The organism is Aeromonas sp. s6, from assembly GCF_040907815.1.
In the GTDB taxonomy this organism is placed as follows: domain Bacteria; phylum Pseudomonadota; class Gammaproteobacteria; order Enterobacterales; family Aeromonadaceae; genus Aeromonas; species Aeromonas caviae.
Genome location: NZ_JBFOCN010000028.1, coordinates 20,463 through 35,381 on the forward strand (window position 1 = coordinate 20,463; position 14,919 = coordinate 35,381).

Genomic DNA, 14,919 nt, shown 5'->3' on the forward strand with positions numbered 1-14,919 from the left:
CACGGGCACCTTGCCGCTGTGGCAATGGTGCGGGCGACACCACCAACGGACGCCCCGTGGCGTGGCGATCTGCCGGGTTCACGCCCCTACCACTGCGGCATCAGGCTGAGCGGCGGGGCCTTCAATGCCTCGAGCTGATCATGCAGGGTCGCAATCTGCTGGCGCCAGTAGTGTTCGGTGTTGAACCAGGAGAAGTGGCGGGGGAAGGCGGGATCTTCCCAGCGTCTTGCCAGCCAGGCCATGTAGTGGACGATGCGCATGGCGCGCAGCGGCTCGATGAGCGCCAGCTCCCGCGGGTCGAACTCCATGAACTCCTCATACCCCGCCAGCAGGGTATCGAGCTGGATCTGCTGCTCATGACGCTCCCCGTTCAGCATCATCCAGAGATCCTGGATGGCGGGGCCGGTGCGGCAATCGTCGAGGTCGACAAACAGGGGGCCGTCACGCCACAGAATGTTGCCCGGGTGGCAGTCCCCATGCAGGGAGATGCGCGCCACATCCAGGGTCATGGCGTCGCATACGTGCCGGATCAGCTCGTCCAGCACCCCGAAGAAGGACTTGGCCAGCCCGCTCGGCAACCACTCGCCTGCCGCCAGCAACTGACGCGGCTCGTGCAGCATGCTCTCCACATCCAGCGGAACCCGGTGATGAAAGGCATGGCTGGCACCGACGCTGTGGATGCGACCGAGGTAACGCCCCACCCACTCCAGCTGGTCCAGGTTGTCCACCTCGAACTGACGCCCCCCGACGCTCTGCCAGATGGCAAACGGGTAGCCCTGATGCTCCAGCAGGGTCTCGCCGGCAAAGGCAATGGGAGCGGCGACCGGGATCTCAGTTTCACAGAGGCGAGCGGCAAACGCGTGCTCTTCCAGGATCTGGGCCCGGCTCCAGCGACCGGGGCGGTAGAACTTCACCACGTAGCGACGGCGATCCTCATCCTGGAACTGATAGACGCGGTTCTCGTAACTGTTGAGCTCGATAAGGCCGGAGTCGATGCGCAAGCCGCTGAGATCGATGGCATCCATGATGAGATCGGGATTGAGGTCGGAATAGTTGAAACGCATGTCATCCACCATAGAAAAGGGGCGCTGTTGCGCCCCATTCTATCACCACTGTCTGCCGTTGCCGTGCATGGCGGTGCGCCTTGCCGTCACAACCTGCTGATAAACTTGCTCGGTTGGCGCAAGGTCCCCTTGCTGTCATCCGGCGCCGCGCCTTCCCGCTTGAGCACGAACTGGACGTCCAGAGTGGGGCGCTTCAGGTTGAAGGGATCCACCGCCAGACTCACCGGCAGGGTATAGATCTCGCCCGCCTTCAGGGTCACCTCGCGGGGTCCGAACCACTGGTACTCCGGCAGCCCTTCCACGTCCAGCCGGTAGGTCTGGGAGTTCAGGGTCTTGTTGAGGATCTTCAGGGTATAGGTGTTCTCGATGAGCCCTTCACTGTTTTCCCGGAACAGCTGGTTGCGATCCCGCAGGATATCGAGCCCCATGGGCATGATGGACATGGCGTTATAGACGAAGACCCCCAGCATGACGACCATCACCAGGCCATAGCCAATCAGCTTGGGCCGCGCCACCTGGGTTTCACTGTGGGCCAGCTTGTGCTCGGTGGTGTAACTGATGAGCCCTTTCGGATACCCCATCCGCTCCATGGTCTGATCGCAGGCGTCGACACAGGCGCCGCAGTTGATGCACTCGTACTGCAGACCGTCACGGATGTCGATGCCGGTCGGGCAGACCTGCACGCAGAGGTCGCAGTCGATGCAGTCCCCCAGCCCCAGGGCCTTGGGATCGGCCTTGCGACCACGGGCGCCGCGGGTCTCGCCACGCTGGCTGTCATAGCCGACGATGTAGGTGTCCTTGTCGAACATGGCGGACTGGAAGCGGGCATAGGGGCACATGTGGATACACATGATGGCGCGCATCCAGCCGGCGTTGCCATAGGTGCAGGCGGCAAAGAACAGCACCCAGAAGATGACCCAGCCTCCCGCCTGCAGGGTGAAGAAATCGGGCACCAGGTGGAAGACATCCTGGAAGTAGGCGACGAAGGTCAGCCCCGTGCCCAGCGACAGCAGGATCCAGGCCAGGTGCTTGGCGCCCTTCCGGGCCAGCTTCTCGCCGCTCCAGGGCGCCGCATCCAGCTTGCGACGCTTGTTGGCGGCCCCTTCCAGTTTCTCCTCGAACCAGATGAACAGGAAGGTCCACACCGTCTGGGGACAGAGATAGCCGCACCAGACCCGGCCCAGGAAGGTGGTCACGAAGAAGAGGGCGAAGGCCGCGATCATGAAGACCCAGGCCAGCAGGGTGAGATCCTGCGGCCAGATGGTGGCACCGAAGATGTGGAACTGCTGGTGCTCCAGATCGAACAGCACCGCCTGACGGCCGTCATAACGCAGCCAGGGCAGGAGGACAAAGAGCGCGACGAAGAACCAGCCCATGGCCTTGCGCACCCGCTGCCAGTAGCCGGTCTGGGAGCGGACATAGATGCGGTTGCCGGGGTTGAACCTGTCATCTCCCGCCTTGAAGGTGTTGGGATTGAAGGTCCCGGTGACGTCACCGGTCACATCCTTGATGTCGATCTTGTCCTTGTCGGCCATTGCAACACATCGCTCCACTCATATTGTTATGAAAGCGATTATATCTTAAACAACCTGCTAATTGTGTGGGTTAAATGTATCTATAGTTCGAGTCCCGTCGCAATTTAAGGCAACAAAAAAGGCCCATAGCCAGTTGACTATGCGCCTTTTCACAGATTCTCTTGAAACCTTTCTCTGATGGCGATGTGACGGCCGGATTACTTGATGCCGCGTGCCTTGAGCAGGGCCTCCTTGAAGTCGGGCACGTGATCCTTGGCCAGCCCCGGGATCATCGCCTGCTTGTCGGATTCCCGCATCTTGAGGTGGTAGATCAGCATGTCGTCGGTCAGTGCGGACAGGGGACCGTCAAATCCCGCCTCCTCGGCCAGTTTGGCAACAAACTGCACCAGGCTGAGATCCTGCTCCTTGATCCAGGCAGGCTGCAGCAGTTCCAGCAGCTCTTCGATACGATGACATTGCATAGACGACCTCTTTAATCTGTCTTGTGAAACTCAGGCAACCTTACCCATCAAGGCTACTTCGATACGATCCCGGCCATTATGCTTGGCCTGATAGAGCGCCGCATCCGCTTTCTGGATGAGCTCGGCAATGGAGTGATGCTGATCCGGCACCAGGGTCGCCACCCCGAAGCTGCAACTGACCCGCCCCGAGACCCGGGATTTGTGGTGGGGAATGCCGAGAGCTCGCAACGAGGTACGCACCTGCTCGGCGATCTGCATGGCCCCCTGCAAGGTGGTGCAGGGCAGCAGCAGGGCGAACTCCTCTCCGCCGTAACGGGCAGCGAGATCGTCTTCCCGCCGCAGCACTTCGGCCAGCAGGCTCGCCACCTGTTGCAGGCACTGGTCCCCCACCTGGTGACCATAGTGATCATTGAACTGCTTGAAGTAGTCCACATCCACCAGCACCAGAGAAAGAGGCGCCCTGGCACGGTGGCAGCGACGCCAGGCGCGCGCCAGGGAGTCGTCGAGGTGGGCCCGGTTGGCGATGCCGGTCAGACCGTCGAGGCGGGACGTGAGCTTGAGGTGCTCGGAGACCGCCTTCAGCTCGGCCACCAGATCCGCATTGGAAAAACTGTGGTAGAGAGAGGCCACCTGATCCCGCCGCAGGCGCCGCAGCAGGGTGGGCAGAAAGACGAACAGATACCCCGCCAGCATGCAGGAGACGATACGCTCCTGGGTGTTGCCGCCACTGAGCTCGAACAACATGGCAAACCCGAGGGGCAGCACGGCCCCATAGAGGGTACGACGGCTGCCGAACAGCATGATGGCGCTGCCGGTCAGGATCAGGCTGGAGAGCATCATCATGGCGGCACGATAGGTGTCGGGCAGCTTGTCCATATAGAGCAGCACGCCCAGTGCCCAGATGATGGAGGTGATGGTCACCCCGACAAAGAGCTCGCGCTCGAGCACCGGCAGCGGAAGCTCCGCCAGCCTGGGCTGGCGCCAGCGCAGATGCCACCAGCGCCCCAGCAACAGCAGCAGGACCAGACCGAGCCAGCCCAGCGACTCGCTGGCCGGCAGGTAATCGTGGAACAGCAGGCTCCAGCTGATCGCCAGCAGCCCCAGGCAAGGCAGGCTGAAGGAGGCGTGGGTATAGAGCTGGACCATGATGGCCCGCCGCACCTGATATTTCACACTCTGTGTCAACTGGGTACTCCCTGTACAAGAGCCGCACAGTTTAACACTCCCCTTTCCTGCTCAACAATCAATCGACCGCTATTAAGCTGCCACTCAGCGCGTCCTCTCCCGTACAGGCCCCGACAGACCCTTTTCTGCAGGGTCGAATGGCGCAGCCCTCCCTCACCCTTTCTCCAGCTCGTCGAGGATGGGGCACTGGGGATTCGCATCTCCGTGACAGCAGCTCACCACCTCCTCGAGGGCGCTGAGCATGGCTTGCAAACCGGCGATGCGGGAGCGCAGATCGACGATTTTCTCCTGGGCCAGCTTCTTCACCTGGGCACTGGTTCTGTGCTCGTCCCGATAGAGCGCCAGCAGCTCCTGACACTCCTCCAGATTGAAGCCGGTCTCCCGCGCCCGCTTGACGAAGCGCAGCTCCCGCAGGGAGGCATCCGTATAACTGCGATACCCGTTGTCGCTGCGCACAGGCGACGAGATGAGGCCGATGCTCTCGTAGTAGCGGATGGTCTTGGCGGTCAGGCCGGTGGCCTTGGCGACCTTGCTGATGTTCATGAATGACTCCTTTGGGATTCAGATGCACGCAGGCTGCCCGCCCGGGGCTGCCAGCGCTTCAATAACAGGGAATTGCTCAAGACGGTGATGCTGCTCAAGGCCATGGCCGCCCCCGCCAGCTCGGGGCTGAGGTAACCCAGTGCCGCCAGCGGAATGCCGATGATGTTGAACACGAAGGCCCAGAACAGGTTCTGCTGGATGGTGCGCCAGGTGGCCGCCGAGATGTCGATGGCATCGGCCACCAGCCGCGGGTCGGATCGCATGAGGGTGATGGAGGCGGTCTCCATCGCCACGTCGGAGCCGGAGCCCATGGCGATACCCACATCCGCCGCCGCCAGCGCCGGGGCGTCGTTTACCCCGTCTCCCACCATGGCGACCAGCCCGCTGGTTTGCGCCCGCAGCGCCTCGACTTTTTCCACCTTGCCGGCTGGCAGCACGGAGTCAAAGGCCCCGTCCAGCCCCAGCTTGGCGGCGATATGGGCCACCGGCGCCGCCGCATCACCGCTCACCAGCCAGCTGGCGATGCCGCGCTGACGCAGGGTGGCGATGGCATCCGGGCTCTCGGGGCGCAGGGTATCGGCCAGCGCCGCAATGCCAGCCACCACACCGTCGATGGCCACCCAGACCCGGGTCGCGCCGTCGGCGGCTTGTTCACCCTGTTGTGGCACTGCAATGTCGAGCTGGGCCAGCAAAGAGCCATTGCCGATGGCGACCCTATGGCCCGCCACCTGACCGACAATACCGGCACCGACCCGCACCTCCACCGCGTCGGGCTGGGGCAGCATCGCCTCCTTGTCGACCGCCTCGCGCATGGCCAGCGCCAGCGGGTGTTCGCTCGCCTGCTGCAGAGCGGCAGCGAGGCGCAGTTGCTCGTCGTTGCCGCTCCAGCTCGCCAGCACCGGCCGGCCCTGGGTCAAGGTGCCGGTCTTGTCGAAGATGAGCGCCTTGATGGCGTGGGCCTTTTGCAGGGTATCGACATCCTTGATCAGAATGCCGTGGCGCGCCGCCACCCCGGTACCGGTGACGATGGCCGCCGGCGTCGCCAGCCCCAGCGCACAGGGACAGGCGATGACCAGCACGGCCACCGCCGCCAGCAGCGCCTGACCGAAGTCGTTACTGATGGCGTACCACACCAGCAGGGTGAACAGGGCGATGGCCATCACCACCGGCACGAACACGGCAGAGACCTTGTCCACCAGCTGTTGCAGCGGCGCCTTGCCCATCTGGGCACTCTCCACCAGGGCGATGATCTTGCTGAGGCTGGAGTCCTCCCCCACCGTAGTGGCTTCAATTTCCAGCACGCCGGAGCGGTTGATGGCACCGCCCAGCACCTTGTCGCCCTCACCGCGCGGCACCGGCAGGCTCTCGCCGGTGAGGATCGACTCGTCCAGCTCACTCTCACCGCTCACGATTCTGCCGTCCACCGGTACCCGTTCCCCCACCAGCACCCGCAGCCTGTCGCCGCGCAGCACCTCGTCGATGGCGACGCTCTGCCAGCGCTCGCCGCGCCAGACGGTGGCGGTTTCCGGCCGCAGCGCCATCAACTCGCGAATGGCGGACTGGGTGCTGCGTCTGGCTCGCGCTTCCAGCAGTTTTCCGAGGGAAATCAGGGTAATGATGATGGCACTCGCCTCGAAGTAGAGTTGGCCACTGGCGGCCACCCCCAGATTAAGCAGCAGATAGAGGCTGTAGAAGTAGGCCGCACTGGTACCGGTCGCCACCAGCACATCCATGTTGGCGGAGCGGTTCTTGATGGCGAGCCAGGCGCCGCGATAGAAGCGGGCCCCAATCCAGAACTGCACAGGGGTGGCGAGCAGCAGCTCCAGCCAGGCGGGCAGATGCCAGGGGAACAACCCGGCCATGGCCAGCATCCCCGCCAGCAGCGGCAGGGTAAGCAAAGCCGAGACGATGACCCGGGTTTGCGCCTGACGGGCGCTGGCGGCCTCCTGCGCTTCCCGCTCCAGCAACTGCTGGCGGCGGCCGCTGGCCGAGCCTTGCGCCAGTTGGGCGCCAAAGCCGAGGGCCTCGATCTGCTCGCGCAGGGCCGCGGGCGTCTGCATCCCGGGTACCAGCACAATCCGGGCCTGCTCGATGGAGAAGTTGACGTCGGCGGAGATGACGCCGGGCAGCGCCGCCAGCATCTTGTGCAGGCGGGCCGAGCAACCGGCACAGGTCATACCGGTGATTTGAAACAATATGGTCTCACTGCCGTAGTCGTAACCCTGCGCCTTGATGCTCTCCAGCACCGCCGGCAAACGGTCAGAGCTGGCCAGCTCGATGGCGGCTTGCTCCAGTGCGAAGTTGACGGTGGCCGATACCCCATCGAGCTTGTTGAGGGCGGTCGTGATGCGGCCGGCGCAATTGGCGCAGCTCATGCCGCTGAGCGGCAACTGCAGATGAATGGGTGATTGAAGATGAGTGATCATGTTGTTCCTCCCAGGAACCCGTCGGCACCACAAAACGCCGACTGGCAAACCCTAACCTTTACTGTAAGGGTAAGCTCAAGCCACATGATCCACTTTTTGCAGATGAAAAAACGGCGCCCGTTTGCTGCCAGAGAACAAACGGGCGCCGCCTTCAACTATTGCGCGGTATGCGCGGCGACTCAGATACCGTACTGGGCGCGGTAAGCCTTCATGGCGGCCAGTTGCGCCGCCAGCTCCGGCTGTTCGGCCTGCTTCTCTTCCAGATACTGGATCAAGTCGCTCATCTGGATGATGGCGATGATGTGAGCGCCGTAGTCACGCTCCACCTCCTGAATGGCGGAGAGCTCGCCCTTGCCCTTCTCCTGACGGTCCAGCGCGATCAGCACGCCAGCCAGGGAGGCGCCGTTGGCCTGGATCAGATCCATGGATTCGCGGATGGCGGTGCCGGCAGTGATGACATCGTCCACCAGCATGATCCGCCCCTTGAGCGGGCTGCCCACCAGATTGCCACCCTCGCCATGATCCTTGGCCTCCTTGCGGTTGAAGCACCAGGGCACGTCCACGTCGTGCTGCTCCACCAGCTGCACGGCGGTGGCGGAGGCGATGGGGATCCCCTTGTAGGCCGGGCCAAACAGCACGTCGAACTCAATGCCGGCATCCATCAGGGCGGCGGCATAGAAGCGGCCGAGACGGGCCAGATCGCGGCCGCTGTTGAACAGACCGGCGTTGAAGAAGTAGGGGCTTTTACGACCGGATTTCAGGGTAAATTCACCGAATTTGAGGACCTGCTTCTCCAGGGCGAACTCGATAAATTGACGCTGGTAGGCTTTCATTCTGGCTCCTTGCTTGGCTTGTCGTTTACTTGTGTGGGGGTATAAAAAAACGCGGTCAATGCCGCGTTTGCAGGATCTGTTGACGCTTCGTCACAGCCGCGACGGAGTCGGTTTTTGCGCAGAACTAGGCATGAGATGCGAAGTTTGGTAATCCAAACGAGGCATCGAATAACGACGTTATGCACAAAAACAGACCCGTCCCTACGGGTTGCGTGGCAAAGGATGCCATGCGTTGTTGCAGGACTTGCCAAGGGAATAACCATTGGCGGCATCCTGCGCCTAGCCTGGCATCCTTGGACACTGCAACGCGACTTGTGCCGAAACATCAACAGGTCCTGGTATCAGGAAAGTGACTGCTTCTGCAGCGCAATGATGTCGGCGATGCCGCCCTTGGCGAGCGCCAGCATCTCCAGCAGCTCCTCGTGGGTGAAGGGTTCGGCCTCCGCGGTACCCTGCACCTCGATGATGCGACCATCTTCGGTCATCACCACGTTCATGTCGGTCTCGGCGGCGGAGTCTTCGATGTACTCCAGATCGCAGATGGCTTCCCCTTCATACATACCGACGGAGACGGCAGCGATCATCTGCTTGAGCGGGCTCTGCTTGAGCATGCCTTTCTCGACCATCCAGTTCAGCGCATCCACCAGCGCCACGCAGGCACCGGTGATGGCGGCGGTGCGGGTGCCACCGTCGGCCTGCAGCACGTCGCAGTCAACGGTAATGGAGTGCTCACCCAGCGCGGTCAGGTCTACTGCGGCGCGCAGGGAGCGGGCGATCAGCCGGGAGATCTCCAGAGTGCGGCCACTCTGCTTGCCGGAGGCCGCTTCGCGGTTCATCCGGGAGTGGGTGGAGCGCGGCAGCATGCCGTATTCGGCAGTCACCCAGCCCTGGTTCTTCCCTTTCAGGAAGCGAGGCACGCTGGTGTCAACGCTGGCGGTGCAGAGCACGCGGGTGTTGCCGAATTCCACCAGCACGGACCCTTCAGCATGCTTGGTGAAGTGGCGGGTAATGGTGACCGGACGAAGCTGCGCGGCAGTGCGATCGCTGGGACGTGACATGGGACGGACCTCTGGGCTGGCTGAATTGGCGCAGGAGTATAAGCGATCGCTACTCAAATATCAGCCGCTAAAACCACCTCGTCGGCTGACGGAGCAGGCCTGGCTGAGTATACTGGCCCCACACTTCATCAAGCCCGGAACAATCAATGATTCACAGCATGACCGCCTACGCCCGCAAGGAACTCAAGGGCGACTGGGGCACAGCCGTTTGGGAAATTCGTTCGGTCAACCAGCGCTATCTGGAGACCTACATTCGCCTGCCGGAACAACTGCGCAGCCTGGAGCCGGTTCTGCGTGAGCGCTTCCGCGCCAAGCTGCAGCGCGGCAAGGTGGAGTGCAACCTGCGCTTCGAGGCCGCGCAAGCCGCCGCCAGCCAGCTCCATATTAATGAAGAGCTGGCCAAGCTGATCATCGACAGCGCCAACTGGGTAATGAAAGAGGCGGGCCAGGGCCAGCTCAACCCGGTCGATGTGCTGCGCTGGCCGGGGGTCATGGCCGCCGCCGAGCAGGACATGGACGTGGTCGCCACCGAGCTGCTCGGCGGATTTGACCTGACCATGGAAGATTTCCTCGCCTCCCGCGCCAGCGAAGGGGCCAACCTCAAGGCGCTGATCGAACAGCGTCTGGCCGGCATCCAGGTAGAAGTGAAGAAGGTGCGCGAGCACCTGCCGCAGATCATCGAGTGGCAGCGCCAGAAGCTCACCGACCGGCTGGCCGAAGCCAAGGTGGAGCTGGACCCGGCCCGCATCGAGCAGGAGATCGTGCTGCTGGCCCAGAAGATCGACGTGGCCGAAGAGCTGGATCGCCTGGAGATGCACATCAGCGAAACCAACAAGATCATGAAGAAGGGTGGCGCCTGTGGCCGTCGTCTCGACTTCATGATGCAGGAGTTCAACCGCGAGTCGAACACCCTCGGTTCCAAGTCGATCAACGCCGAGGTGACCCAGTCCGCCGTCGAGCTGAAGGTGCTCATCGAGCAGATGCGCGAGCAGATCCAGAACATCGAGTGATCTCCCTCATCGATGCACCAGCCCCCGCCACCCGGGGGCTTTTTTATGTTCGTTTCCCGCAGCGCTCAGCCGCCTGACTGATGGCAACCCCGAGCAAAGGGAGCCCGACATGTACCATCACGCAAAGAGGGTCTGCCATGCAGACCCTCTCCTTCTTTTCTATGCATCCCCCACCCGCGCAGGCTAGACCGGTGACTTCAGCCTTCGGCTGCGCAGCAGCAGGGGAAGCTGGTAGAGCACCAGGGCGCCCAGCACCAGGCCGGCGCCGGCCAGCTTGGCGGGGCCCAGGGGTTCGTCATAGAAGAGGGTGCTCAGGATAAGAGTCCAGACCGGTTCGAGCAGCATCAGCAGGGCGGCGTGGGCCGTGGTCATCCGGCTCAGGGCGCGGGTGAGCAGCCAGTAGCGCAATGTGGTGGCGATCAGGACGCTGGCCGCAAACCAGCCCCAGATACCAGTGCCGATGCTGGCGGGCCACTGCTCGGTCAGCAGGGAGAGCAGGGTGCCGAGCAGTCCGGTCACCGCCAACTGGATGCAGGTGAGCCAGGTAGGAGGGATGGACTGGGCGAAGTGGCGGTGCACCGCGAGCTGGACCCCCAGAGTGGCGGCCGCCGCCAGAAACCAGAACAGGGAGAGCGACACGCCCCAGTGGGTGCTGCTGGAGAGCAGCAGCAGACCCGCGACGGCCACGGGCAGAGTCAGCCAGTAGTGACGGCCGGGTCTGGCCTTGAAGGCGGCCCAGGCGGCAAGCGGCGCCATCAGGGTGGCCACGCTCATGATGAAGGCGCCACTGCCGAGCGCATCGCTCTGGCTGATGGCGGTAACCCAGAACAGCAGGCTGGCCCCGAGCAAGGTGCCGCACCCGGCGGCGCGCAGCAGTTGTGAGCCACTGGGGGGCGGCTCGCGCAACCAGGCGAGCGGCAACAGCAGCAGGGCGGCCAGCAGGAAGCGGCTGCCGATAAAGGCGGCGGTGGGCAGTTCGCGAATCGCCTCTTTCGAGAAGAGCCAGCCAGCGGCGGCCAGCAGGGTGACCAGTATCATCAACAGCAGGGGAGCGCGGTTCATCGGAGCATCACAGGGTCAGGGGCAAAGGGCAGAGCATAAAGGAAAGAGGCGCGGATTGTCTCCCGGGGTTTGGCAGACATGCTGGCGGGGCGGCCACCACGCCGCCCCGCCTCAGTCGTCACTTTCCAGGCTGGCGAGGCAATGGGAGAGGGTGCGCGCCAGCGCCCCCTGATTGCGCAGCACCACGGCGCGGGCCTGCTCCCCCATCTCGCGGCGAGCAGGTGCATCGCCGAGCAGGGTGCTCACCCGGTGGCCGAGCGCCTCGGCGTCCGCCACCACGGCCGCGCCCCCCTGGGCCACCAGCTGGCGGGTGATGTCGCTGAAGTTGAAATAGACGGGGCCGGTCAGGCAGGGTTTGCCCAGCGCCGCCGGTTCCAGCAGGTTGTGACCGCCCACGGGCACCAGGCTGCCACCGACAAAGGCGAGATCCGCCGCCGCCAGCATCAGCGGCAGCTCGCCCATGGTATCGCCGAGATAGACCTTATCCTGTGCTCCAACCGCGGCATGACTGGTGCGCCGCACGCAGCCATAAGGGGCACACAGTTCGGCCACCCGGTCGAACCGCTCGGGGTGGCGTGGCACCAGAATGAGCAGCGCGTCGGGATGGCGTTTGAGCAGCAGATCGAAGGCGGCCAGCACCTGCTCGTCCTCACCCAGATGGGTGCTGGCGGCGATCCAGACCGGCCGCTCGGCGCCCAGCTGCTGGCGCAGGGCGCGCCCCTTGGCCTGCACCTCGTCACCAAACTGGATATCGAACTTGATGGAGCCGGTCACCGCCAGCCGCGAACGATCGATGCCGAGGCGGGCGAAGCGGTCGGCGTCATCCTGATGCTGACAGAGCAGATGGGTCAACGGCCGGCTCAGGGCATCGAATGCGCCCTGGAAGCGACCATAGCGCTGACAGGATCGCTCCGAGAGGCGGGCATTGAGGATGGTCACTGGCAGGTGCCGTGCCTCGCAGGCCGCCAGCCAGTTCGGCCACAGTTCGGTCTCCATCACCCAGAGGGCGCGGGGCTTGACGGTGCTCAGAAACGCCGAGACGGCCCAGGGATAGTCGAGAGGCGCATAGCGGTGCACCACCAGCTCCCCGAGCTTGGCCGCCTGTTCGGCGCCGGTGCGGGTGGTGGTGGTGAGCAGGATGGGCAGCTCGGGGCGCTCGGCCTTGAGGGCGCGGATGAAGGGGGTGATGGCCAGGGTCTCCCCCACGCTCACCGCATGGATCCAGAGGGGAGCCTCCTGTCCGGTCGGCGGCAATCGTCCCAGATGCTCGGCCCAGCGCGCCCCGAAGCCGGGCTTGCCTTTTTTGGGCTTGTAGAGCGCCAGCAGCGCCAGGGGCAACCCCAGGTGGATCAGCAGGTTGTAGAGCAACCGGTAGATCATGCTAGCTATTACCTGGTTCAGCAGCAGAGGATTCCACCGGCTGCCGCACTATGGTCAGATCTGCCGTTTCACCACGCTCCAGCCGATTTCCCGCCTCGATGACCTGTTCCGGCATCAGCTCGATCAGGCACTTGAGGTGGCCGAACTTGCAGGTGCGCTTGAAGCAGGGGCGGCACTCGATGTCGGTGTGGACGATCTCGACCCTGTCCGCCAGCGGTGGGGTATAGAGGGGCGAGGTGGAGCCGTACACGCCGATCAGCGGCCGGTTGAGGGCGGCCGCCACGTGCATCAGGCCCGAGTCGTTGGCAATGACCCGACCGGCCAGCGCCATCAGATCGATCGCCTCGTGCAGGCTGGTCTTGCCCGCCAGCACGTGGCAGTTGGGGCGCGACAGGGGGTTGATCCGATCGCGGATGGTGTTGGCCACGTCCACGTCCTTGCCCGAACCGAAGATCCACACCTGCCATCCCTCGTCGAGGTGCTTTTGCGCCACCACGGCGTAGTGCCCTTCCGGCCAGCGTTTGGCCGGGCCGAACTCGGCCCCCGGACAGAGCACCAGCACAGGGCGGGCACGATTCAGGCCGAGCCGCTCCAGCGCCTTGCCCTGGTTGATGAGATCCACGTGCAGGGAGGGATGGGGAATAGCGGGAATGTCGTCCCGGCTCTTCATCTGCCCCTTGGGGTAGGCCAGAGCCACATAGCCTTCCACCATCAGCGGGAAGGCCTGCTTGTTGCTGCGCATATCGTTGAGCAGACCGAAGCGGTGCTCCCCCTTCCAGCCGGTGCGCACCGGGATCCTGGCAAACCAGGGGATGAGGGCCGACTTCATGGAGTTGGGCTGGACGATAGCCTGATCGTACTTCTCGGCCGCCAGCTGCTTGCCAAGGCGGCGGCGTGCCCCCAGCTTGAAGTCACCGTGGCCAAGCGGCATGGGGATGGCCTTGTCCACCTCGGGCATGCGCTCCAGCAGCGCAACGCACCAGGCCGGCGCCATCACATGGAGCTCGCTGCCCGGGTGGTTGCTCTTGAGCGCCTTGTAGAGGCTCTGGGACATCACCATGTCGCCGACCCAGGAGGGGCCGATCACCAATATCTTCATCGCGCGTCTTCTCTCGGGACTGGCCCGGCTGTTGATCATTACTGGGCGAGATTATGCCCCAAGAAAGGCCGAAGAAATAACAGAAGATACCCGTCTGCTCCCGCAAAACGCCTACCTGGCAGGATCTGCTCCCCCACGCATCCCTCCTGAGGCCCTCTTCGACCCGGACACGGCGTGCCCTGGGCCACCGACTGCCGGGTAGCAGAGATCCCCCTTCCCCCGCATTCAAAAGGCTATGTCCCAATTACGTGTTGCATGGGGCGCCCCAGCGCCTCATGCAAGCAACGTGGCACATTCACTTCCCGCCCGTAGCGCTCCAACATCCTTCGCCAACCCAGATAATTTCTCAGATAGTGGGTCGCTACCCCATGGAACCGCTCCATCCACTCTTTCAACCGACGGTGATATCCGTTTACATGCTGGATATGGTACGCGCCAACCACACGCTCGCCTTGGCGATTGCGCACGACCTGATGGGTCACTCCCTGCGCTTTGCTGAAACTGGCATACACCCCGGCGCCGTCGCTACACAACACCGCATCTGACGAGACAAGGGGTGTCAAAACAGCTATCACCGTCTCGGCATTCATTTTCTCCAACTGAAAATCCGCATGGTGACCAGCCCGGTCCTGAACCACCATCACCGGGATGTAATCCGGCCCTGTGCCTCGGGTACGGCCTTTGCCCCCACGGTGGCGGGCCGGGCGGGGCAAACCACGTTGCCCTTTAAACGACTCCAAGAAGAAGGTCTCATCAACCTCGACGATACCCCCTTCCCGTGCCGCCTGGTGACTCGCCATGGCTTTCAGGAAGCGGTGACGCCACAAGAAGGCGGTGTTTTTACAGACTCCGCAGCGGACGGCAGCCTGTCGGACGGTCAGACCGTCGATGAGGGCCTGGGCGTAGTCTTCCCAGCATTGTGCCTTGCGAAGTCGAGCCAGAGGCGTCTTGGTGAGAACGGAACTGGTGCGTAGACACTGCTTGCAGCGATAACGACGCAGCCCTCGACTCCAACCCCAGGGAGCCAACTGCGTAGCCTCGGCCTGACAGTGAGGGCAACATCGACAAGCGGGGAGTTGAGCGGCCAGCGAGGTGATTGGGTGAGGGGTAGTGAGTTCATGTTGCGCGAGGCGACGCTGGCGCATGGTGAGCTGTGGAAAGAGAGACAGTAGATGTTGAAAGGCTTGGGTATCCATGATGGAGGCCCTCAGGGTGATGACCTACTTCAAGGTTAGCCTTTCAACATGTAATTGGGACAGCGCC

Annotated in this window: 13 protein-coding genes; 1 reads left to right on the forward strand and 12 read right to left on the reverse strand. The window is 63.3% G+C overall.

Going from position 1 to position 14,919, the window contains the following annotated elements:
* Positions 1-86: 86 nt before the first annotated feature.
* From AB5Y50_RS03450 to rph, 8 genes are all read right to left on the reverse strand, one after another.
* Entirely contained in the window at positions 87-1,076 is a 990-nt protein-coding gene (locus tag AB5Y50_RS03450) for a serine/threonine protein kinase (protein ID WP_042016426.1), read from the reverse strand.
* A 74-nt stretch (positions 1,077-1,150) separates the two neighbouring features.
* A complete protein-coding gene (gene ccoG, locus AB5Y50_RS03455) occupies positions 1,151-2,599 on the reverse strand; it encodes a cytochrome c oxidase accessory protein CcoG (protein WP_010676097.1) in 1,449 nt (482 codons plus the stop codon).
* Positions 2,600-2,796: 197 nt separating this feature from the next.
* Positions 2,797-3,060 carry a YihD family protein gene (locus AB5Y50_RS03460; protein WP_010676098.1) on the reverse strand — a complete coding sequence of 88 codons (264 nt, stop codon included), beginning with the start codon at positions 3,058-3,060 and terminating at the stop codon, positions 2,797-2,799.
* A gap of 30 nt (positions 3,061-3,090) precedes the next feature.
* On the reverse strand, positions 3,091-4,245 hold the full coding sequence (locus AB5Y50_RS03465; protein ID WP_043153375.1) for a diguanylate cyclase: 1,155 nt from the start codon (positions 4,243-4,245) through the stop codon (positions 3,091-3,093).
* 153 nt (positions 4,246-4,398) lie between these two features.
* Positions 4,399-4,788 carry a Cu(I)-responsive transcriptional regulator gene (gene cueR / locus AB5Y50_RS03470; protein ID WP_010676100.1) on the reverse strand — a complete coding sequence of 130 codons (390 nt, stop codon included), beginning with the start codon at positions 4,786-4,788 and terminating at the stop codon, positions 4,399-4,401.
* Positions 4,785-7,214, reverse strand: coding sequence for a heavy metal translocating P-type ATPase (locus AB5Y50_RS03475; RefSeq protein ID WP_103243924.1), 2,430 nt, complete (start codon positions 7,212-7,214; stop codon positions 4,785-4,787). Before AB5Y50_RS03475 ends, cueR begins: the two co-directional genes overlap by 4 nt.
* A gap of 179 nt (positions 7,215-7,393) precedes the next feature.
* The gene (pyrE, locus tag AB5Y50_RS03480) at positions 7,394-8,047 is read right to left on the reverse strand and encodes an orotate phosphoribosyltransferase (protein WP_010676102.1); all 654 of its coding nucleotides are present in this window, start codon (positions 8,045-8,047) and stop codon (positions 7,394-7,396) included.
* Positions 8,048-8,388: 341 nt separating this feature from the next.
* A complete protein-coding gene (gene rph / locus AB5Y50_RS03485) occupies positions 8,389-9,105 on the reverse strand; it encodes a ribonuclease PH (protein WP_024945517.1) in 717 nt (238 codons plus the stop codon).
* A 146-nt stretch (positions 9,106-9,251) separates the two neighbouring features.
* Between rph and AB5Y50_RS03490 the strand changes: the two genes are divergently transcribed.
* A complete protein-coding gene (locus AB5Y50_RS03490) occupies positions 9,252-10,115 on the forward strand; it encodes a YicC/YloC family endoribonuclease (protein WP_069784594.1) in 864 nt (287 codons plus the stop codon).
* Positions 10,116-10,298: 183 nt separating this feature from the next.
* Here AB5Y50_RS03490 and AB5Y50_RS03495 read toward each other — a convergent pair whose 3' ends face one another.
* The 4 genes from AB5Y50_RS03495 to AB5Y50_RS03510 form a co-directional block, all read right to left on the reverse strand.
* A complete protein-coding gene (locus AB5Y50_RS03495) occupies positions 10,299-11,177 on the reverse strand; it encodes a DMT family transporter (RefSeq protein WP_069784593.1) in 879 nt (292 codons plus the stop codon).
* Positions 11,178-11,288: 111 nt separating this feature from the next.
* Positions 11,289-12,557: a lipid IV(A) 3-deoxy-D-manno-octulosonic acid transferase gene (gene waaA, locus AB5Y50_RS03500; protein ID WP_069784592.1), complete on the reverse strand. Its 1,269-nt coding sequence runs from the start codon at positions 12,555-12,557 to the stop codon at positions 11,289-11,291.
* Between the two features lies 1 nt (position 12,558).
* Positions 12,559-13,656, reverse strand: coding sequence for a lipopolysaccharide heptosyltransferase II (gene waaF, locus AB5Y50_RS03505; protein WP_368162408.1), 1,098 nt, complete (start codon positions 13,654-13,656; stop codon positions 12,559-12,561).
* Between the two features lie 233 nt (positions 13,657-13,889).
* Positions 13,890-14,852, reverse strand: a complete 963-nt coding sequence (locus AB5Y50_RS03510) for an IS1595 family transposase (RefSeq protein ID WP_039039924.1) — start codon at positions 14,850-14,852, stop codon at positions 13,890-13,892.
* Positions 14,853-14,919: the final 67 nt, after the last annotated feature.